Annotated in this window: 16 protein-coding genes; 8 read left to right on the plus strand and 8 right to left on the minus strand. The window is 56.9% G+C overall.

Translation table 11 applies throughout. The annotated features are described in order from the left end of the window. Nucleotides 1-236: 236 nt before the first annotated feature. The 8 genes from HCN58_RS30865 to HCN58_RS30900 form a co-directional block, all read right to left on the minus strand. Nucleotides 237-2,282 (minus strand): carbamoyltransferase family protein, encoded by a 2,046-nt coding sequence (locus tag HCN58_RS30865; protein ID WP_171583159.1) that lies wholly within the window; start codon nt 2,280-2,282, stop codon nt 237-239. 94 nt (nt 2,283-2,376) lie between these two features. Further along, the gene (locus HCN58_RS30870; RefSeq protein ID WP_171583107.1) at nt 2,377-3,165 is read right to left on the minus strand and encodes a nodulation factor ABC transporter permease subunit NodJ; all 789 of its coding nucleotides are present in this window, start codon (nt 3,163-3,165) and stop codon (nt 2,377-2,379) included. A 3-nt stretch (nt 3,166-3,168) separates the two neighbouring features. Beyond that, a complete protein-coding gene (nodI, locus tag HCN58_RS30875) occupies nt 3,169-4,083 on the minus strand; it encodes a nodulation factor ABC transporter ATP-binding protein NodI (RefSeq protein WP_171583108.1) in 915 nt (304 codons plus the stop codon). Between the two features lie 9 nt (nt 4,084-4,092). Then, nucleotides 4,093-5,802: a nodulation protein NodU gene (gene nodU / locus HCN58_RS30880; RefSeq protein ID WP_171583109.1), complete on the minus strand. Its 1,710-nt coding sequence runs from the start codon at nt 5,800-5,802 to the stop codon at nt 4,093-4,095. Between the two features lie 9 nt (nt 5,803-5,811). Further along, nucleotides 5,812-6,435, minus strand: coding sequence for a nodulation methyltransferase NodS (gene nodS / locus HCN58_RS30885; protein WP_171583160.1), 624 nt, complete (start codon nt 6,433-6,435; stop codon nt 5,812-5,814). A 29-nt stretch (nt 6,436-6,464) separates the two neighbouring features. Then, entirely contained in the window at nt 6,465-7,820 is a 1,356-nt protein-coding gene (nodC, locus tag HCN58_RS30890; RefSeq protein ID WP_171583110.1) for a chitooligosaccharide synthase NodC, read from the minus strand. 16 nt (nt 7,821-7,836) lie between these two features. After that, nucleotides 7,837-8,496, minus strand: coding sequence for a chitooligosaccharide deacetylase NodB (gene nodB, locus HCN58_RS30895; RefSeq protein ID WP_171583111.1), 660 nt, complete (start codon nt 8,494-8,496; stop codon nt 7,837-7,839). Further along, entirely contained in the window at nt 8,493-9,125 is a 633-nt protein-coding gene (locus tag HCN58_RS30900) for a NodA family N-acyltransferase (protein ID WP_210266236.1), read from the minus strand. Before HCN58_RS30900 ends, nodB begins: the two co-directional genes overlap by 4 nt. Nucleotides 9,126-9,950: 825 nt before the next feature. Here HCN58_RS30900 and nodD1 point away from each other — a divergent pair. The 8 genes from nodD1 (at nt 9,951) to HCN58_RS30940 (ending at nt 20,671) form a co-directional block, all read left to right on the plus strand. Then, the gene (nodD1, locus tag HCN58_RS30905) at nt 9,951-10,895 is read left to right on the plus strand and encodes a transcriptional regulator NodD1 (protein WP_171583112.1); all 945 of its coding nucleotides are present in this window, start codon (nt 9,951-9,953) and stop codon (nt 10,893-10,895) included. A gap of 789 nt (nt 10,896-11,684) precedes the next feature. After that, the gene (locus HCN58_RS30910; protein ID WP_171583113.1) at nt 11,685-12,638 is read left to right on the plus strand and encodes a LysR family transcriptional regulator; all 954 of its coding nucleotides are present in this window, start codon (nt 11,685-11,687) and stop codon (nt 12,636-12,638) included. A gap of 1,097 nt (nt 12,639-13,735) precedes the next feature. Continuing rightward, the gene (locus tag HCN58_RS30915; RefSeq protein ID WP_171583114.1) at nt 13,736-13,945 is read left to right on the plus strand and encodes a hypothetical protein; all 210 of its coding nucleotides are present in this window, start codon (nt 13,736-13,738) and stop codon (nt 13,943-13,945) included. A gap of 140 nt (nt 13,946-14,085) precedes the next feature. Continuing rightward, nucleotides 14,086-14,793, plus strand: a complete 708-nt coding sequence (locus HCN58_RS30920) for a MerR family transcriptional regulator (protein WP_171583115.1) — start codon at nt 14,086-14,088, stop codon at nt 14,791-14,793. A 1,086-nt stretch (nt 14,794-15,879) separates the two neighbouring features. Then, the gene (locus tag HCN58_RS30925) at nt 15,880-16,986 is read left to right on the plus strand and encodes a branched-chain amino acid ABC transporter substrate-binding protein (protein WP_171583116.1); all 1,107 of its coding nucleotides are present in this window, start codon (nt 15,880-15,882) and stop codon (nt 16,984-16,986) included. A gap of 631 nt (nt 16,987-17,617) precedes the next feature. Beyond that, on the plus strand, nt 17,618-18,736 hold the full coding sequence (hisC, locus tag HCN58_RS30930) for a histidinol-phosphate transaminase (RefSeq protein WP_171583117.1): 1,119 nt from the start codon (nt 17,618-17,620) through the stop codon (nt 18,734-18,736). 280 nt (nt 18,737-19,016) lie between these two features. Then, on the plus strand, nt 19,017-20,048 hold the full coding sequence (locus HCN58_RS30935; RefSeq protein ID WP_171583118.1) for an LLM class flavin-dependent oxidoreductase: 1,032 nt from the start codon (nt 19,017-19,019) through the stop codon (nt 20,046-20,048). Nucleotides 20,049-20,245: 197 nt separating this feature from the next. Continuing rightward, a complete protein-coding gene (locus tag HCN58_RS30940; RefSeq protein ID WP_171583119.1) occupies nt 20,246-20,671 on the plus strand; it encodes a hypothetical protein in 426 nt (141 codons plus the stop codon). Nucleotides 20,672-21,604 lie beyond the last annotated feature (933 nt).

The following is a 21,604-nucleotide window of genomic DNA, read 5'->3' on the forward strand; positions in this document are numbered from 1 at the left end:
GCCGACATGCTTGATTTCAGCCCTATTCCCCTTATTGCAACAGCTCTTCGAAGCACTTTCCGGCATGTACCATGTCGAACAGAATTTCTGCTGCTGGTGGCGCTTGCCGTCCTGAGCTGCTGCTGTGGCGCAGCGCCCAGACTACAAGCATGAGCCCAGCTACCGGATATGCCGCACTCAGGGGCCCAGCTGCCCCCCGCATTTGGAGACATGCACACGGCCATATTCATGTCCCGTTATGCTTTCTCCAGCATTTGATCACAGTCTTGATGCGCGCGAGCAGCATGTGAAGGATGCAGCCGAATGCGGCGCTGCTCCCATAATCCCCGCAGTTCCTTCACGAGAGCTTCACGCCTAGCCCGATCGAAAGTAATTGTATCCAGGAGATCCCCAAGCACGGCTTCGCCCTCGATCTGCATCAGTAGATCGAACGCATCCTGTGAAATACGCACACTGTCACCGCTGGAGTGGCCGGTGCGGATTTCGCACACAGTCTCCTGGCGATCTGGCCCTGTGTAAGCGCGGACTCGATAGAGGCGTGCATAAGGTGGCAATGAAACCGCGAGCGCAGTCCAATCCTCCAACGTCGCCGCGCGCTTTTTGACGAGGAACGGCCCGACCACAAGTCCATCCAACTCTGTCGTCAGAAATGTGGTAATCGCATCTGCAACCGAATCCACGATCGGCTCGGCATTGTTGTTAAAGGACGTATTGAGCAGAACTGGGATGCCCGTCCGCTTCTTGAACGAATTAATAACCTCCCAGTAGGCGGGATTTGTCTTGCGCGATACTGTTTGCAGTCGCGCAGTGCCGTCGACGTGCGTTATAGCACCGAGCACGCTTTGCTTGGAGTCGCGCACGCGAACCACAAAGTTCATAAAGGGAAATTCGCGCGTACCGTCGGCGAGGTCGAAAAATTCGCTCGCATCTTCCTCCAGCACTGATGGCGCGAACGGTCGATAGCCTTCGCGCTTCTTTACCATCGCGTTGATCCGGTCCTTGTTTGCGGCAGGCCGAGGATCGGCAAGAATGCTGCGATTGCCAAGCGCACGTGGCCCGAACTCCGAACGACCCTGCACCCACCCGATCACGGCGCCATTAGCCATCCAGTCGGCTGCGCAACTTGCCACGTCGTCACTGCGTTCGACGTCAAGGTGTCCACCCCATGCATCCAGTTCCTGCTGCACGGCGCGCTCGCTTCCGAGATCAGGACCCCAGTAGACCTCCTGCAGCCGCTCACGTGGCGCGGGCCGGCCCAGCTCGTTAGACATCATTAGTGCAGCGCCTAATGCGCAGCCAGCGTCATGCGCCGCGGGTTGCACGAAGATATCTTCGAAAAGCCCTGAATACAAGAGCTTACCGTTCATGGTGCAGTTGTGGGCGACCCCTCCAGCCAGGCACAACCGCTTCTTACCGGTAGCCTCGCGATGATGCCGGAGAATGTGAAACACGATCCGCTCCAAGGCTTCCTGCAATGAAGCACTCACATCTCGATGCTGCTGCGTGAATGGCATTCCCTTTCGCCGGACCTGGATGCGCCGGCGCAGCGTCGGACCGATTCGGTCGAGATAGACGCGGTAGCCACCGTTATCTAAAAGTTCATAGAACTGCTCGAAGAGCTCACGATGGGGAGCCGGATCCCCGTAGGGGGCAAGCCCCATGACCTTGTACTCATCGAATAACCCGTAGCCGAGATAGCGGATCGTCTCCAGATAGAACAGCCCTAGAGAATTATTCTCTGGGAAGGTCGCAAGTTGCGTAACTTCGGTGCCAGATCCTACCGCCAAGAGGCCGGAGAGAAAATCACCACCGCCATCGATCGCGAGGATTAGACTTTGCTCGAAGCCCGACATCGCAAAGGCGCTTACGGCGTGCGCCTGATGGTGACTTACGAAAGAGACACGCGACGGATCGACCTCGGTACCAAACTCCTGCGCTAGTAAGCCACGCATCAACAGTTTCGCATCCAAAGGAATGGAGAGATCCGGCTGGGACCCGAACAGGCCTTCGAGCATAGCGTTGCAATAGGCCTCAGTCGCGTAGAACGCGATATGATCGATGTCGCTGAGCTGAACCCCTGCGGCTGCAAGGCAGTACTGAATCGAACGGCTTGGAAACTTGTTGGAGTGCTTGATCCGATTGAGGCGCTCCTCTTCGACGGCCGCTATCACACGTCCGTCCCGGACGAGCACCGCAGCGCCATCGTGCAGAAATGTGTTTGAAAGCTCACGTGTATTTTCATAGACTTTGTCTAGCCCGCCGCTCACTCCTAGACACAACATCTCATTCTCCATTTATCGTAACACGAAGCCCAATTGACCTGCCGAATTCGCGGTACTGCATCGTGTATCGCGATCGCTTCTGCGGAATGTAGCGTTAACGCATCAGTCGCCGGCGAAGCAGCGCGATCGAGAGGAAGAATGGCAGCACCGCGTACATGCACAGTGCACCGATATGCAGGCCGATGCCGCCGGTCGGGAGCCCAAGCATCACTGGGCGGATGAGGTCGACCGAATGTGCCAGCGGCAATAAGCCCGCCACGCGCTGAAATGCGCTGGGCATCTGGCTCACCGGAAAGACTGCGCCGCACAGGAACACCATGGGTGTGACGACCAGCGTCTGGTAAAACACGAAGTAATCGTAGCTGGACGCAAGGGATACGACGACCATCGCTAGGCTCGCGAAGACGAAGCCAGTGATTGCGATTGCTGGTATCGAATAGATGATGGATGCCCACGCTGCGTAGCCCAGGGTCACGGCAACCACTGCTATTGCCGTTCCTGCCAGAACGGCTTTGGTGGCTGCCCAGGCCAATTCACCGAGAACGATGTCGCCGAGCGTGAGCTGTGTGCACAAGATTGCTTCCCAAGTGCGCTGAGCACGCATGCGGGCGAACGCCGCATACATTGTTTCGAAGGTGGCGGCGGTCATGGCGCTAGTCGCGACCATCCCACCAGCCAGAAACGCGATGTATGAGGTGCCGTCAATGAGCCCCACAATTATTCCAAGGCCAAAGCCGAGGCCAAACAGATTAGTCATGGGATCGGCGAGATTCCCGAGAACCGATGCAAGCGCGACTTTCCTCCACGCCAGAAAATTCCGACGCCATACAGCGACCCAGTTGTACGCGTTCGCGGGCATGACGGCAGCGTAACCTTCACGCATCGTTCATCTCTCCATTTCCCGCCCGGTCAGCCGCAAAAAGACATCCTCGAGATTCGCAGGACGCTGCAGAAGGCGTAGACCTACGCGCCCGCGCAGCTGCACGAGTACCTGCTCGGGATCTGGCGCATAGCAAAAAAGCGTCTCGCCGCTCACTTCAATATGCCGCGCATACGGCCGGATCAGAGAAGATAGCTCGTGCGGATTGCCGCCATAGATCTCGATCACTTGGCAGCCGATCTGCTCATCGATCAACGCGCGAGGCTCGCCTTCTGCGATCTTGCGTCCTGCCTCAAGCACGCACAGCCGATCGCACAACCGCTCGGCCTCTTCCATGAAGTGGGTGGTCAAAAGAATGGTCTTGCCTCGCGCCAGCAGCAATCGCAGGCGTTCCCAGATTAGGTGGCGCGCGTGCGGATCTAGACCGGTGGTAGGCTCGTCCATCACCAGCAAATGCGGGTCGTTGATCAGCGCACGCGCCAGCGTCAGCCGCCGCTTCATGCCGCCGGATAGTTCGGCGACGCGAGCATCCGCCTTGCTCTCCAGGCGAGCGAACTCGAGCAGTGCTGGCAAAACTGCTTCGACCTCGCGGGCGCTCATGTTGAAGTAGCGCCCAAATACCAGCAGGTTCTCGCGGACGGTGAATTCCAGTTCGAGGTTATCGAACTGCGGCACCACGCCGATGCGCGCGCGTGCCAGGCGAGCACGCGCCGGTACGGGCTCGCCGAGCACGGTCATCTTGCCGGTGTCTGGCGCTACCATGCCGAGAACCATACGTGCAATCGTGCTTTTGCCCGCCCCGTTTGGTCCGAGGAGGCCAAAGCACTCTCCCGACGCGACAGCAAAGGACAGCCCGTCGACGACGATTTTGTCGCCGTATGACTTCCTTACGCAGCTAAGGTCGATTGCTACGGTGGACATATGTTGATCTTAGACTGAAAGAAGGCGTTCGGCCGGCGATCGTTCACTTACGACCGTTTTGGTCCATAGCAGGCCGTCGCACCATACGTGTTCAACGCGTCCCCACTGGCAGGCTGCTGCGGCATCCGGAAAAAATCCACGTCCATGGTGGTTGGCACTTGTATTGCAAAGCAGCGGAATGCCCGTGAGCTCTTCATATTCGACGAGGAGCTCCGCGATTTTGTGCGGAGAGGTTCTGGGAACGGTCTGCAGTCGCGCAGATCCGTCGAGATGCATAATAGCGGGGACTTTGTTCCACCATTCTGCCCGCGTCTGGTGATCGAAAAGCATGTAAGGATCCGGCGTTCCGGGGCTGAAAATCTCCGGCGCACGATCCTCCAGGCATATCGGCGCGACTGGCCGAAAGAGTTCGCGGAGCTTGATGTCGTTGAGATGATCCTTCATTGCCGGCGAAGTCGCGGCTGCGAGAATGCTTCTGCCACCCAATGCTCGTGGTCCGAGCTCCGCCCGACCGGCGAGGAAAACCACTGGCTTGTTGCTCGCGAGGATGGTCGCAAGTTCACGCATACTGCATGGCGCAGCGTTCCATTCGGACGACACATCGCTGGGTCTCAGTGCCGGGCCACTGTAGACCGACCATTGCAGCGGCACGAAGCCCTTGGCCGCCGCCATTGCGGAGCAAGCGGCACCGATGGCCGAGCCGCTATCATTCGGAAAGGGCGGCACCCAGACATCATCGAACAGGCCGGTCGCACGTAGTGCACTGTTCCATTTGATATTGAGACCGCAGCCTCCGGCTATGCACAAATTGCGCGGCCCCGGAAAACACGAATGCCGCTCCAAAGCAATCGCCATTTGGCGGATAAGGAGACGCTCGAGGAAACAATGAAACGATGCAAGTACATCTTCGGGCAGCTTATCTTTCAATCGGAGCTCGCTCGCGTCGAAGAAGTCGTGCATAGCCTCAAGTGAGGCCTCCTCGCTATTGACCTCCGCACGATGATGACGAGCATGCTCCGTGTCGCCCGCAAAGCGCTCCTCGTAGAGCTCCTGAAATACAGCCACGATGCCTTCATCAACAGAACCGAGTGCGATATAGGCCATTAGCTTGCCGGCAAGACCAAGGTCCCAGCTAGTACGGCTCGCCTGCCTATAAGGTCCGAAGTGATGGCCCGCGACAGCATAAGCATGGCCTATGATCGGAAACAGGCATTCGATGAAGTGCGCGCCGCGGGGTTCTACGTAGTAGAGACGTGGAAAGATGCAGCCGTCCCATACCAGGCAGAAGGCGGGTTGTCCGGCTTTAGCAAAAGGGCTTGTGCAGTATGCGGAGGCCACATGACCTGTCACGTGCGGATAGCTTTTATAAGGAAAGACCTGGCCGTCGAGCATCAGGTTAAAGCCGTCGCGCGAAGTGAGAAGGCCGTGGGGATTCCGTTCAACATACGGCGCCCCTTTGAGAGTGATAGGGGTCACGCCGCTGAGGACTTGGAATTGCGACTCGACCTGCCCGTCCCAGCCGTCGATGACGAACTGATCAACATCCTGCGGATCCAGACCATGCTCCGCCAAAGCCACAACAACTGCGTCAAGATTGTCGATGGTTTGATACCGCGGATTGTTGCTCCGTTTCTCCTGCTCGACGCAAAAGACCAGCCGTCCGTCTTCCACAAGAGCAATCGCCCCGTCATGCGTCAGCTTGATGCCGCAGATACGCATAGTGTCTCCTCAGCAATTGGATTTAATGGACACTCGAACTGGATTCCGAAAGTAGACGAGCAAGCAGTCTTCGTTAACCGACTGACCCTGGCACTGAACGCGCTCGACCTCGATCAACGTTTCATTGAGCATGGTGATGACCGACTCGGCACCAGCAACGTGCCCCCAACGCCTGCAGGCGGCATCACGCGCCGATCCAAAGAGCAGATGCCCACCTGGCGCAAGCATCTGCACCAGATTGCGGATGGCCGCGCGGATCTCAGTCATGTCTTCGAGGTAATAGAGAACTTCCGCCACGACGATCAGATCAAACAATTCTGGGGTCGAGAACTCTTGGATATCGGAAGCTATCCACGTGATGTGCGACCACCTCTTCGTCCGTTGGCACGCTCGACCGATCGCTCGCGGCATAACATCGACCACCGTGAGCCGTTCACAGTGGGGTGCCAGCTTTTCTGTGAATGCGCCGGCTGCGCACCCGACTTCGAGAGCATGTGTAATAACTCCTTGGGAAAGCGACAGCCGGAGCATTTGAGTGTGACGCTCCCGCTCGAACGGATTACCGTCGAGCCGCCACGGATCGTCGCTCGCCAATTCGAGGTCTAACGATTGATATTTCTTGTTCTGGCTCACGACTTTTGCACCCAGCGTAACGTTCAAGGTCACTTGCCGCTGCAAATACTGTTCGACGACACGAACCTCGAAGAACAGTGCGAAAGATCCGTCCTGGGAACTGACCCAGCAATGACCGGACCTCCTTTAGCGCTTGGTCCTGCGACCGGCTTTGGGATGACGACCTGTCTTTCGCTCTCGTTTGGTAACTTTGCAGCCTTGCGTGACAGCCAATCGCTATTGCTCAATGTACACAATGCATAGGCTTTCACGGGGAGTAAGAGAAAGATGTTGATGAGTGTGTGCAGAGAAAAGCCGAGAAATCGAAGTTCGCGAGCCCGAAACGCTGCGACGCTGCAGCGAACCATGGTCATTGATGCGATAATCAGTCCTGTCCACCACGGTATTGTGGCTGTGAGTGCGAGCTGCGCGAGCGCCGCTAGCGATGACACGGCGAGAAGCAGCGGGCCGAGATTCTGTCCGACTACATCTAGCGTGAGATAGCGATCAAGTTCGGGCAACAGGCGCAGCGCGAGGAAGGTGTCACGGAAAGTGCTCCGCGCCCAACGGAGTTGTTGGCGCAGATACGGCCCTAGTCTATCCGGAACCACTGTTGCCGCGACGGCGTCGGGAACGTACTCGGTTTGAAACCCTGCTTTCAACATGAGGATCGTGAGGTGGCGATCCTCGCCGAAGTCGCTTGGCTTTCCCCGAAAGAACTGCGTCTCGTACTGATCCAGCAGCAAAAGGAGCGCGGAACGGCGGTACATGGCACATGGGCCGCAGCAGCACATAACGGCGCCGAAGCGAGCCTGTGCCGCGCGCTCCTCGTTGCAAGCCAACCAGTACTCCATGTCGATCAGCCGGGTTAACCAGGTGTCGTTTCGGTTGCTCGCCGTCAACTGACCCATGGCCGCCCCGATCGCTGGATCCTGCATCTTTCGTGCAAGTTTCGTGACTACATCGGCGGCGAGTACCGTGTCCGAATCGACGTTGAGCACCAAATCTCCAGACGACCCACGTATCGCCGCGATCTGCGCCTTCCGTTTTCCGACATTCTTGCCCAGCAGAATAAAGCTGAACCTCGGGTCGTCAGCGTAGGCGTCGTGAACGGGTGCTACAGCGTCGAGATTTCCGGAACCGTCGTCAACCACGTAGACTTGCAGTTTCCCGGCGTAGTGTTGGCTTGCAATGGATCTCAGACACGCTGAGAGCGTGCGCGGGTCCTCGTTGAAGCAGGGGACGATGACGTCCACGCTCGGCAAAGCGCCGGAGACGGCCACGTCGTCCGAAGACGATGATACGTTTGTCGGCAGGGCATAAAGGACCTGCGCGCTTTTATAGAAAGTCGAGAGCAGCGCATACAACGAGATAGCGAATGTGCTGGTCGTGGCAAGAAGATTCATTGGCGTGTCTATTTGTTCAGTGAGGTTGAGGAAGCGAGCGGATTGAGAACCCGCGGCCATGCAAGGCTGGAATCAGGTGGGAAAGCGCCAAGACGGTCTGGTCGCGCACACGAGCATGAGTGGCCCGCCCCAACTCCTCGGGAGGACATCCATCGTGCAAGAGCACGATTGCACCAGGCCGGACAGAGGCCAGCACAACGTCGACAATCGCGTTAACGCCGGGACGAGACCAGTCTCGCGGATCTACCGACCAGTGCAGGGCGGCCAGTCCAGCCCTCGCCGACGTGGTGAGCACCTCTTCGCTCCACATCCCATAAGGCGCACGCATGTGCCGCAGCGCGGCCTGGGGACACGCCATTTTGATGACCCTGCTCGCCGCTAGTATTTCATATTGCACTTCGGTGAGTTCGCATCTGGACAGGTCCGGATGCGTCATCGTGTGGTTTGCGACCTCGTGCCCTTCTGCGATCATTCGTCGGATTAGTTTCGGCTGATCCGCCGCGTACGCGCCGATGACGAAGAACGTTGCGGGCACTCGGTGTTCCGCGAGCACATCCAGGACATCCGGAGTGCAGAGTGGATCGGGACCGTCGTCAAACGTCAGATAAACGCCGCGACTTTCAGTGCGGTCAGCGTATTCGCTGCGCACTTCGCATAAGCGGTCGAGGTATGTCACAGCTCAGGCCCGTTCCGATCAATCACCGTACCAGCCGGCCACTCGCTGATCGGCCGTCCAATCGGCAGAACCAGGACAAGCACGTCCTCGACGCGCGTGGGCGATAACTTCAGATACACATCCGGAAGGGTGGACCGCACGCGGACCCCGGAGATAATAGTTGCCAGACCGCGGCGGGCCAGCAACCTTGTAAGATGTTCCTTCAGCGCATGCCGAACCGTACCGAAACCGAACGGAACGGCAAGCTTCTGCAGTACTGGATACATCACGCGCATTGAGTGCGTGATTCCGAGTCCCTCAAGATCCGGACGTACCCCGTACAATCCTAGCTCGGCCACTAGTAGATCGACGTCTCCGATCTTGATGAAGCGGCGTAGCGCGCCGATATGAGCGGCTACGCCGCGTGTGTCGTAGCCGATTACACGGAGCTCAGGTCTCGCGCCGGCCCAACTTCGATAGTCTCCGAATGGTTTGGCATTGAATTCCCCGGTGGGACCATAGGTCTTTCGGAAGAAGTCGGAGAGTTCGATATGGTCGGCGAGGCGCAGTTCATTTTCCCAGACCACCCTCCACCGCACCGGCGAGCGCACGGACACACCTGCCGTAGAGCTGGATACGGCAATATTCATAATTGCCTCGCATGCACTGTCTGGCGCTTGACGATGGACTTGATGCACGCGAGCCGTTCGCTTTCGATGAATGGCTTCAGCGGGGAATTGGAAACGCTGGCTGCGGCCAGATGCTGGCATAGCTCGAGCCCAGCCACTCCGGGCCACTGAACATTCGCTATCAAGCAGGACGTGCTGCGAGAACGGCTGAATTGCAAGAACTCCTCTGCGCACTGGACAGATTCGCAACTTTCGCCTGTCAAACAGAGTGCGCCTGTCAGCGCTCTACGCATCGATGCGTCGCTATCCACGATGGAGATTACATCGAGCGCATGTGCCATTCGCACCAGATCCACTGGGGACTTCTCCTGCATTTTGCGCACGATTTGGCTGCTATGGACACGCGATAGATTTGGCCGGGTCGCAAAGGCATTTGGCGCCTGCAATCGGCAGCTCCTGACTGGTTGCGACGTTAGAGCGAACTGGCGGGCTGGATCAATTCTATGGAGGTAAACGGTCAATATAGAAACAGTTGGAGAAGCTATACGAACGTTTACCGGTACTGAGCGGCGATGCGACCTGCGGCACGCCTGTCGCGTCAAGCCACTGCGATGCAGTTTGCGCAACCCGTTGAAAACTCTGGCTCCAATGGACATGCGCTTCGATCGGCACTCGGGGTGCAGCTGAGACTTTTTCGCGGAGCCGGGGCAAAGACCGATAAGCATTCCTGATATGCCTGAACTTTTTGTTTGTCCCGACCGACGGCTTTGCTATCCGCCATTCGGCACAGTTGGTAAAATCGATTGTTTTTATTGAACTCATCCAAAGGATGGATAACTCCACGCTATGCGCTTCAAAGGACTTGATCTAAATCTTCTCGTCGCGCTCGATGCTCTGATGACCGAGCGCAATCTCACCGCGGCGGCACGCAGCATCAATCTGAGCCAGCCGGCCATGAGTGCGGCCGTCGCCCGGCTACGCGCTTATTTCCGCGATGAACTATTTACGATGAGGGGCCGGGAGCTTGTCCCAACACCACGAGCGAAGCGGCTCGCAGCTCCGATTCGCGAGACTCTGGTGCACATTCAGCTCTCCATTATTTCCCGCGACACGTTCAACCCAGCCGACTCGGACCGCCGCTTCAGGATCCTGCTTTCCGATTTCATGACAGTTGTTTTTTTTCGAAGGATCCTCGACCGTGTCGCGCAGGAAGCTCCCGCCGTCCGGTTCGAATTTCTGCCCTTTATCGATGAGCCCGATGAGCTTCTGCGGAGCGGCGAAGTCGATTTTCTTGTCTTACCGGAATTGTTCATGTCGAGCGCGCATCCTAAAGCGACACTGTTCGAGGAGACACTCGTGTGCGTAGGCTGCCGCACTAACAAGCAGCTGTCACGGCAGCTTACATTCGACAAATACATATCAATGGGACACGTTGCAGCCAAGTTTGGGCAGGCGCTTAGGCCCAATATTGAGGAGTGGTTCTTGCTTGAGCACGGTCTTAAGAGACGCATCGAGGTCGCTGTGCAGGGCTTTACGATGATCCCGCCGATGCTATCGGGGACTGAGCGTATAGCGACGATGCCCTCAAGGTTGGCCCAGCATTTCGCAAAGACGATGCCCCTGCGGATCGTCGAAACTCCTCTCCCACTTCCCGCATTCACCGAGGCCATCCAATGGCCTGCCCTCCACAATACTGATCCGGCAAGCATTTGGATGCGGCGGATAATGTTGCAGGAGGCGGCCCGCATGGCTTCTCCGCGTGAGCCCCCCCGAAATCGCAGGCGCTGCTAGGTTTTGCTCGAGGCCTCTTAACACCTGGTCTCGGCCATCCAGATGCTTCAAGATCACCTGCTCGCTCCGGCCGCTGTCGTATGCCGCATGTCTCGGAAGCCCGCACTGCAAGAGGCACGTACGCCACTTCTGCATGCAGAAGAACCCCTGCAGTTCGATGTCAGCCGCAGCGCGCCCGAATTGGCGCGCTTAAGCAGCCGCTGATCAAGTAGCGATACAATCTTGCTTCGCGCCAGCCGCCTGGCAGGTCTGCCGCAAGATGTTCTAGGAACTAGGCAAAGAGCGCAGCGGAGGGCTTTTACGCGATTGTGGCGGGCTGCATTTGGCACCTGTGCCCGCGAGGTGGTTCAGATATTCCGACAGACACATTTGTCGAATGAAATTATGTTCAGCTACACCAACGAAATTGCTTGAATCGCACACTGCGTCAGGTTGTAGGCTCACAAACGACGAGCAAAGCTATGCCACGCGGAGCGTGGATAGCGCATCTGCGGCGCTATTGGCGTAATGGTGGGCAACGCGCCCTACTCTCAGCGGTTCATAGTGATCGATGTAGCGCTGGGAGCGAGCTGAGCGCACCAAAGGCCCTACTTCAAGCCGCGGGCGACTTCCTCGCCCGCTCGCATCTTCCGTTGCGCAACCAACATGCTTGCGACGAGTACGAGAGCCTTCTGTGCGATCGCGCGGGAAGCCCAGAAAGAGCCTAGCTCGGGGGGCGACTGGGACCTTCATCGAAGTAACCATTGTTGCTCAATGTTTACAACGCAAAGGCTTTCAGCGGGAGACGATATGCGTTTTAAGGGCCTTGATCTAAATCTTCTTGTTGCGCTCGATGCTTTGATGACCGAGCGTAACCTCACCGCGGCGGCACGCAGCATCAAGCTGAGCCAGCCGGCCATGAGCGCCGCCGTCGCCCGACTACGCGCCTATTTCCGCGATGACCTATTTACGATGAGAGGCCGGGAACTGGTTCCAACACGGCGTGCCGAAGGGCTCGCCGCCCCTATTCGCGAGGCTCTGCTGCACATCCAGCTCTCGATTATTTCCCAGGATGTGTTCAACCCTGCCAAATCGGATCGCCGCTTCCGGATCCTCCTGTCCGATTTCATGACAATCGTATTCTTTCGAAAGGTCGTGGACCGTGTCGCACGGGAAGCTCCCGCCGTCAGTTTCGAATTGCTGCCACTCGCCGATGCGACCGACGAGCTTCTCCGGCGCGGTGAAGTCGATTTTCTTATCTTGCCGGAATTGTTCATGTCGAGCGCACACCCTAAAGCCACATTGTTCGAGGAGAGACTCGTGTGCGTCGGATGCCGCACGAACAAGCAGCTTCGAACGCCGCTTACATTCGAGAGATACATGTCCATGGGACATGTTGCGGTCAAGTTCGGGCTTACGCGAAAGCCCTCCATTGAGGAATGGTTCTTCCTCAAGTACGGTCTCAACAGACGCATCGAGATTGTCGTGCAGAGCTTTAGCATGATCCCCCCGGTACTATTGGATACTGACCGCATAGGTACGATGCCCTCAAAGCTGGTTAAGCATTTCGAAAACACGATGCCCCTGCAGATCGTCGAACTCACGCGGTCACTTCCCGCGTTTACCGAGGCTCTCCAATGGCCCGCTTTTCACAATGGTGATCCGGCAAGCATCTGGATGCGGCAGATATTGTTGGAAGAGGCGTCCCGCATGAGTCCTCCGTCTGAGACCACGAAAGATGCAGGCGCCCCTAAATTCACTTAAAGCGTCTTCTCACCTCCTCTTCCATCAATCCGGGTTACCCAACTGAGCCTTATTCATCCTAAGCGCGAATTCGCAAAGCGTGCTCTGTCTCTAATATCTAGACGCATATCTCAGCCGTCTCGCGCGCGCTTAACATAGCTCCTCTCGGCTTGACGCCATTCTCTGTCGAGCTCGATGGCGACAATTTGCGGCGTTGAAGACTAGTGACCCATTGCAAATGCCTATTGAACCTGCCACACCGGCAATGTTCTCTAGCCAGCGGTTGGGCTCGCTCGAGAGGATAGCGACCCAGTCCAGCAGAGACGGAGCGCGACATGCAAACGACCTACGCGATCAAGGACATTTCCTACACATGGTCGGCGGCAGTTCTGGCCCGAAGTCAGCTCCGATATCTACATTCGCTGGACATTCGTTCTCCTCGGAGCTGATGACTTTGCGGGGCGCCTGGTCCTCAGGCCGAACTCCCTCCCCACCTCCAGCAGCACATCATCTGCAAATCGCAGCGGTTGCAGGACTGATCTGCGAGGCCAAGTACGCGCTCCTGGCAACCCAATTGCGCAACTAACTCGCAAGCGCGCTGATCTCAGCAGAACTCGACATTCGCCTGCTGGGTTGCGAAGAACAGTGAGACTAGCTAATCGGCCCAGATGCGCGCAGCGCATCTGGGCCCGATTATTCGGAGGCATTGACCGTCTGCGTGTCCAGCATTTGGTATACATTAAGACAGCGGGTGCCAAGCTGAGCAAGACATTGGGATTATCGTTGTTGGATCCGCAGTGGCTGCCGACCGATGCTCGTATCGGCTGCGCGCTTTCTTGCAGCCATGACTTCGAATAGCGGCCTACCGAATGTGGGAATTGTCTTCTTCGCCGTGCCAATCCGGCTGCACAGGGCACTCGGTGCTCGCAAACGTTCCGAGAAAAGCTAGTCGAGTCGCCCGCGCGGCCTTGAGGCGGAGCAAAGCGCGACTGTGTTGCGCAACAGCATCACTTCAACGTATACCGCATCTTCGTCGCTGTACGCCCGCGGCCTGTCTTCTTTTGGCCAAACGTCTTAGCCACGTGCGGCCGCCTTAGCGTTAATCAAGGAGCCGAATGTTGCAGCAATACAGTGGTGTCTACGATCCGGAAGACCTCTCGGTCTTGGGAAGGATTTTTGATGAAGCAGTCGCGGCTTTACCGGCCTCTATGCGAACTCCTGAAAATCGAACGGCAATCGCCACGCTTGTTCTGCAACGTGCAGCAGCCGGTGAGGCCAACTTAGCGTCCCTGATGAACTTGATGGGCGCCATTGCTTCTGCTGCTTGATCAGGCGACTCTCTGAGCGCAGCAACGTTGCTGGCGACAGAAGAGCCGCTTCGCTTGCGCCTGACTCGAAGCAGGTTTCAGGTAGACCATTAAAACAGCTTGAATCTCACGCGACGTCAGGTTGTAGGCTTGAAAGAACCATGACAAAAGCTACACCACGAAGGCGTCGATGGCGCATTGGCGAGCTTGCAGAGGCTACCGGAGTAACGGTACGCACGCTGCATCACTATGAGCACACGGGCTTACTAAGTGCGTCGGAACGCACCGACGGTGGTCACCGCATGTACGACCGCGAAGGCCTCAAACGGGTACATCAAATCCGAGCGCTACGTGAGCTTGGCTTCTCGCTTTACGAGATCCGTAGAGCGATTGAGGGCAGAACGTCGCTTACTGATCTATTGCGCAAGCATTTGGAGAGAATTGAACTTCAAGTCGCGCGTGCAACCCTGTTGCGAGATCGTTTGCGCAACATGACGACGGACAGTGAACTACAAGTCAGTGTAGATGAGCTACCTGCCACTCTAGATGCAATGTCGCGGGTCGAGGAAGAACGCCCTCAGCCGCTCCCATGCACATGCGTCATAGACTCAGATCGAGAGGAGCGGTGGCGGAAGATCCGCGACGAGCTGCGCGATTGTGTGGATCGGGGCGAGCATCCCTGCAGCGAACGGGCAAATGCTGTGGCGCTTAGCGCGCGCTTGCTGATCACAGAAATTGCAGGAGCTGATTCGACCGTTTCAACCATACTGAAAGTTCTTGCGCGATTGAGCGCGCCACGCAGTATGGCTGGCTGGGATCCCTGCCTAATGCAATATCTCGACCGCGCACTTGCCGCCTTGAACGGATGAACTGCGCTGAACCTGCCGCGCATAATGCGTGCGCCCCTGCTATGTTCTCCATCTATGAGAATGAATTGAGCTTTTTGGGGTCAGGGGCGCGCCGCTTGTGGTTTGCCTCAAATGGTTGAGGACCCCTGTCGCTCTTCTCTCAGTTTTGCAGCGACGCTCCTTTGTCGAGACGTGACTTTGACAAATTCATCGAGACGAGCCCCCGAAGGGGCTTGAACCTTACGTGGCGTCAAATTGTAGGATCTCAATACGACGTAGGGACAACTCCACCTAGGCGGGAGGACGCATGGACCTGCAGTACGTTCAGAGTTTCTGGGCGATAGCTCCCGCATTCTCGACGCACTGGATGATCATCGTGGCCTTGCAAGTGCTTGATCGGCGCGAGCCGTTCCGGTCCGGGTGATCGCGGGGTGTACTGGATACTGACGCAGCGTTCGTTACGACTAGTCGGGCTTCGACTTGACATCATGTCGTTGGCTCATCGGTTGCTGCTCAACAGTTAAGTTAAGGATTACGTATGTCTCTAGCTGCTAGGCTAACGCGTCACGAGACGGTCAGAAGGCTCGAGCATTTTTGCAAGGAGCGGATTGTCAAGGCGGTCTATGCGCCGGTTGCGGTGCTGCCGTCGGCATACTTGCAGCGAAAACACGACAACCGACTAGAGATCAGGGCGGGATGTATTCACGTCGCCGTTGCCGGACAGGAACGGAAGCTCGGTCCGAGTTCGCCATGTGACGTCTCAGGCGCCGGTCCTTACAAAGTATGGAATGCAGGCGACGAACCCGCAGACACCACATACGTGACGCCGCCGCGGGGATGGACATGCGAAACGTTTGCTGTGTTCGATCGATTGCAGCGTCAGCAGCGCGTCGGACGTGATGGAATTCCGCTGATCGCCGCGTCCTTCGACGGCGAACCAATGGTTATTTCGCTCTGTCACGGCAGCTCCGGAGGGTCGGCCGGCCGCGGCATATGCGCTGTCTTGAGGCATCCAAAGCTGGCGTTATCTCATAACCAAGCGGCGCCCTCACATGCGCAGGAACGGCGAGGCTGATGGCAAACTCAAGCGAACATCCGGAGCTCTAAGTGTCAATTTCTCGAATCACTTCAGCTGCAAGTGCAGCAATCCTCTCTTCTGTTTTGGCTTCGACCGCGCCCGCTGCCGACGTCAATATCGCCGTGGTCGGCCCGATGACCGGAAGTACTGCTGCGCTTGGCGTACAAATGCGCGATGGTGCTACTGCGGCTGTCGATGCGTTAAATGCTTCGGGCCTACTTCCCGGTATCAAGGTCATATTGAGCGTCGCCGATGACGCGTGCGATCCCAAGCAGGCCGTCGCAGTTGCCAATCGGCTGACGATGGATCAGCCCAAGTTGGTCGTTGGCCACTTTTGTTCGTCTTCCTCTATCCCCGCTTCCGACGTTTACGCCGAAGCGAAACTCATTCAGATTTCACCTGGCTCAACGAATCCTCAGCTAACAGAGCGTGGTCTCAGGACGGTGTTTCGGATCTGCGGCCGCGATGATCAACAGGGAGTCGTGGCAGCCGAATATATCCTGCGACACTATCGGCACAAAAAGATTGCCGTTCTTGATGACAAGAGCACCGCCGGCAAGGGCATTGCCGATGTCGTTGCGTCGCGCCTTCAGGAAGCAGGCGAAAAGGCCATTCGGCAAAGCTATGTGGCCGGCGAGAAGGACTACACGGCCCTGGTCTCAAGAATGAAAAAAGACGGAATCCAGATCGCCTATATCGGCGGCTATTACAACGAGATCGGCTTGATTGTGCGTCAGGCCGCAGAAGCAGGCGCAGGTCTCACTGTGATGGCGAACGATCCGTTGATGACCAGCGACTTTTCGGCGATCGCTGGCGAAGCAGCAAACGGCACACTGTTCACCTTTATGCCCGACCCCACCAAGAATGCTCAAGCGGCGGACGCCGTAGCGAGGCTCAAGTCTTCCAACATGTCAGCGGGAGGCTACACGCTCTACGCCTATGCCGCCGTTCAGGCGTGGGCGGACGCGGTCAAGCGGGCCGGGACCTTCGATGGTCCGCAAGTAGCAGCTGCGCTTCGTTCGCAGCCAATCCAAACAGTAATCGGGCCGGTCCGGTTCGATACCAAAGGAGACAATGCCGCTCCCGGCTTCGTCGTCTACCGGTGGAATAACAACATTGTCGAAGCGATCGAGTAAAACTCATCGCTGCGAGCGCACACGAGTCTAGATATTCAGCCCTAGATATTCTAGCGAAGCAATGGAAATGATGAAACGTAATTCCGGATATGACGTGCTACTCGGGTCGGTTCTCGCGCTCGCGGTACTCGCGTCGTTTCTCGCGCTCGCGGTACTGGTCGTCGAGCTATCCAATGACATCGACGCACCAACGGATGAGTTTATGCCCAACGGAACAGCTCGGCCGATGTCGCTGAGTAATCTCTGTTTAGCTCTTTGCCGAACTTCCAGTGTGCGATTTGAGGACGACTCGTTGCGGACTAGTATTTGGTACCCGGACCAACGCAGAGTGATATTGCGGCCAACGCAGGAATGACAGCAATGCCACTCCGTGATCGAGGCGCCTGATTGCTGCACGACACCTGATCCGCTCGACAATTATTCTCTCGGCTTATTCAGGGTGGCGTGGAGTGACAGGTTCATCCCAGCTTCAAACAATTGGGCATTTCGAGCTGCCCGTAGGGAATTTTGGATGGGGGCCGTCCTCGCTGTCCCAACAAACACTCGAACTCTGTCTCCGGCCATCTACCGGACTGACCGACCGGCATGCTGACAACCGCCAGCGCCCTCGGCGGTTCAACGGGAGAAACCTATGTCCGATGCCAAACTACAAAATGTGCTCTCTTCTCTTTCGCAGGCAGCGAGACAGTTAGATGCTCTGCCGTCCGGCCGGCCTGCGCCGGCCGCTAATTACGTCAAACTAAACACGAATGAGAACCCATTTCCGTTGCCAACAATCGTATGGCAAAGTGCAATTGCGGCGCTTGAGCGGCAGTATCTGTACCCAGAAGATGACAACATTAGCCTGAGGGAAGCAGCGGCTAACACCTACGGCGTCGCGATCGATCATGTGATTGCCGGCAATGGATCGTCTGAGCTCCTCGGGCTCATCTACAGAGCATTTCTTGCCCCGGGCGACAGCGTCGCAATGCTGTCGCCGGGTTTCTCATTCAATCGCAAACTTGCTATGTTGCAGGGAGCTCAACTGCTTGAGATCGGCTGTAACGAAGCTCAGTCGTTGCCGATAGAGCAATTGCTCGTTGGGCCAGCAAAAGATGCCAAGTTCATTCTGTTGGCCAATCCGAACAATCCGACCGGAACGTTCATCCCTATCGCCGATATCGAACGCCTCCTGGCACAATCGGACCGCCTCGTCGTGTTGGACGAAGCCTATGTCGATTTTGCGCCTGATAATGGCCTGCGGCTCCTCGGCCGCTATCCGAATCTTTTGCTCTTAAGAACACTTTCGAAAAGCTATGCCGCCGCTGGCATTCGCGTCGGCTTCGGGTTCGGCCACCCGCAGCTTATTGGACGGCTTCGTAACATCCAGAACGTCTTCAACATGAATGTAATCGGGCATGCGGTCGGCATCAGCATTCTTGCGCATCGCGCCGTCTATGAAGAGAACCATATGCACGTCAGGCATGAAAGACAGCGGGTTGCGACCGCACTGTCGCAACTTGGATTTTCTCTAACGCCCTCCCACGCAAACTTTTTGCTAGCGCGTGTGCCTGCGGGACACGACGGAAGATGGTGGCAGGCCGCTTTGGAAAGGCAAAGAGTACTTGTTGCCTTCCTTCCCGATAACGGTCTTGAAAATTGCATCCGCGTGAGCATTGGGACAAAAGCGCAAATGGATGCGTTTCTGGGAGCAGTCAGTGACATTTCTGACAGCTTAAAGCGAGGAAGATCGCCAGTTGAGCCGCGCTAAAGTCTGGTTTTGCGTTACCCAGGCGAACGTACCACGACGCCGCCAATGGCGAAGATCTGTTGTGAGTGAGCGGCGAACAGTAACAACGGATCTAGTCCCCTTGGCAACGGATGCTTAGGCCTCGAAGAGGGACGGACAATCGTCTCGTGATCAGCGGTGAATACAAAAGCAGAGGAGAACAAAATGTGCGGCCACAATAGGAGATGTCGGCGTCTTTGACCCGCTCAGATGCCAAAAACAAGCGAACTTCCTGCCCTGACCTACAATTGGAGACAATCCAGTGAAAGACGCCTTTTCTTCTTCAAAACTAACGTTTGGCATCTTCGATCACTTAGACGAGGACGGCCGCGACATCGCCCGACAATACGCAGATCGCCTCGTCTTGGCAGAGGCGTACGACCGTCTCGGCTTCTTTGCATATCACGTGGCAGAGCACCACTGTACGCCGCATGGGAGAGGTCCATCGCCAAATTTGTTCCTGTCAAGCGTCGCACAGCGCACACGGCAACTTCGTATCGGGCCATTGGTGATGCTGCTTAACCTCTATCATCCCCTACGTGCGTTTGAAGAGATTTGTATGCTCGATCATTTGAGCGGTGGGCGGCTTGAGGTGGGTATCGGACGCGGCTCTCTTCCGCTTGAATTGGGCTACTACGGCATCAGCGCCGACGCGGCGCCAAGCCGTTATGAAGAAGCAAGCGAAATCCTCATCAGCGCTATGAAAGGCGGCACGCTGTCCTATCGAGGTCAGCATTTTGAGCTAAACAACGTTCCTTTGACGGTAAACACTTATCAGCGTCCAAGGCCGCCGACATGGGTTGCCACAAATCGACCCGAGTCCGCAGCTTGGGCCGCTGCCAATGGCGCAAATCTCGCGTGCGTAGGCCCCTCCTCTGCTGTGCGCAAAGTTACCGACGCCTTCCGCGCTAATCGAGAGCCCTACGGCAGGGCTAACGATCAAATGCCATTTCTTGGATTGCTTCGCATGGTCGTCATTGCGCGTTCGGAGACAGACGCCTATTCGCTCGCGGCATCTGCTTACACACAATGGCTCGAGAGCTTTAAGTTCCTCTACGAGCTCAATGCCGTCCCTACACCACCACACCTTCCGCTGACCTTCGATGCGGCAATCGAGAGCGAATTGTGCGTCGTCGGAACGCCAGCTTCTGTGCGACAAATTCTTCTAAATCACCTGGAAGAGGCGGGTGCCAATTACCTTCTTTGTCAACTCGCATTTGGCAATCTGCCATTAGATGCTTCCCTGTGCACCGCAACCGCAATTCAATCCGAAGTCATGGCTGGACTTGGCTGACAATGATTTGCCCGTCCGGCTTTAGAGATCAAGCGTTGTGGCAGCGCTCCGCGCCCTCCCGTACCGTCGGCGGGCAGCATGCGCTCACGATCAGCGGCTCCTGTTTGCTCACCACACGTCCATGGGTCAACGAGGTGCGCTGTTGCCGCGATCCAGCAGCCGCACGTTTTTCTAACCATACCTACGAGGACTGACTAATGACGAAAGACCGATTCGCCATGGACTTTGCCCTTGCATTCATTCTGATGGCGAGCTTTCCTGGAGCCGCCGGCGCGGAGGAACCTGCGTACGCGGGGCTGAACGGCGGCGCGCCGATCAACACCGGCGACGTGTTGTCAGGGGAGCTCTACGCTTTGCGCATACGCGATGCCAAGCACGGCAAAAAGGTCACCTACCAGATCATCACCGCGCCGCGCCGGCTGCCCGAGCCGCACGCGCTGTGCAAGCTAGAGACCGGACCGGTAATGTTTCAGCTGCTCACAACTAGCGAAGCACACGCCAGTCAGCTGAAGCCACTAGTCGGCAAGAGGATCTCGGTGAAGGTCGATGAAATCGCCTGTGCCGACGCCGAGCAGATGAGCGAGGCGGTGATCAAGAAGTGGAGTCTGGTGAAACAGCGTTGACTCGTTAGAGCCTCCGCTGACGATATCCGGCATATCGCGCAACAAGTTGCGGAATTCGCCCCCACTACCTTGCAGTGAGCCTGGGCGGCACCGCTTGCCAGCTACCCGCAAGCATGACCCACTCAGGTGTTCCGACTCCACATCAGTGAAGAAAACTGCGTCCCTGACTCTACGAGCCGGCTAGACGATCGGCATCGAACACTGCAAGCGTGCGACTGCTGGCGCGGGACCGCCAGACATCCATCAATGCTGTCCCACTGGGCTTGGGTCAACTCGACACATCGGTCCCGTAATCACTTTTACGAACTGCTTGTGACCTATGATCAACCCTAAGCTGCGCCGCGCAGCATGCGTGCTGGGCAAGCTGCCACCACGGCTGCCCTTTTCATCCACAGAAGTCTGATTGCCATATCGATGCCATCAACCGGGCTATCAGGAACATTTGCAGCAGCATCATTCGCAAAAGGAGAACCGTAAGTGCGCGTTAGTCCGTATTTCGACGAGATCAAGGCTCGCGCGCTGCAACTGCTAACTAGCTTTCGGCCCACCGAAACCACATTCCCTCGAAACAAAGGGGAACTCCGACATGCCGTGCGCGGCGCACTCAGCCAAGCACGCGACGAAATGTACAAGCGCGAGAGACCCCACATCATGGGGTCGCGAGCGGAACGCGCTGCTGTGTATCGGCGCACTCACTTCAACGTTGGCAACTTCACGCGAGCAGAGCGGGAAATTTGCAAGCTCATGTGGACGCGGCTGTACCACTGACGATGGCGCCTCTATTTGCCACAGCGCTCAGCATCGGCAGCTCTTACATACATTGCAGCGTTTTGGCACAAGATCAAATCGCGCGTCGCGCCTCGCGAAACTCATCGTTTGAATGTTTTAGACGCGGCACTCTTCCGCATTTGCATCCCAACCACGGATTTGAAC

The sequence above is a fragment of the Bradyrhizobium australiense genome (genome assembly GCF_013114825.1).
Lineage (GTDB): Bacteria > Pseudomonadota > Alphaproteobacteria > Rhizobiales > Xanthobacteraceae > Bradyrhizobium > Bradyrhizobium australiense.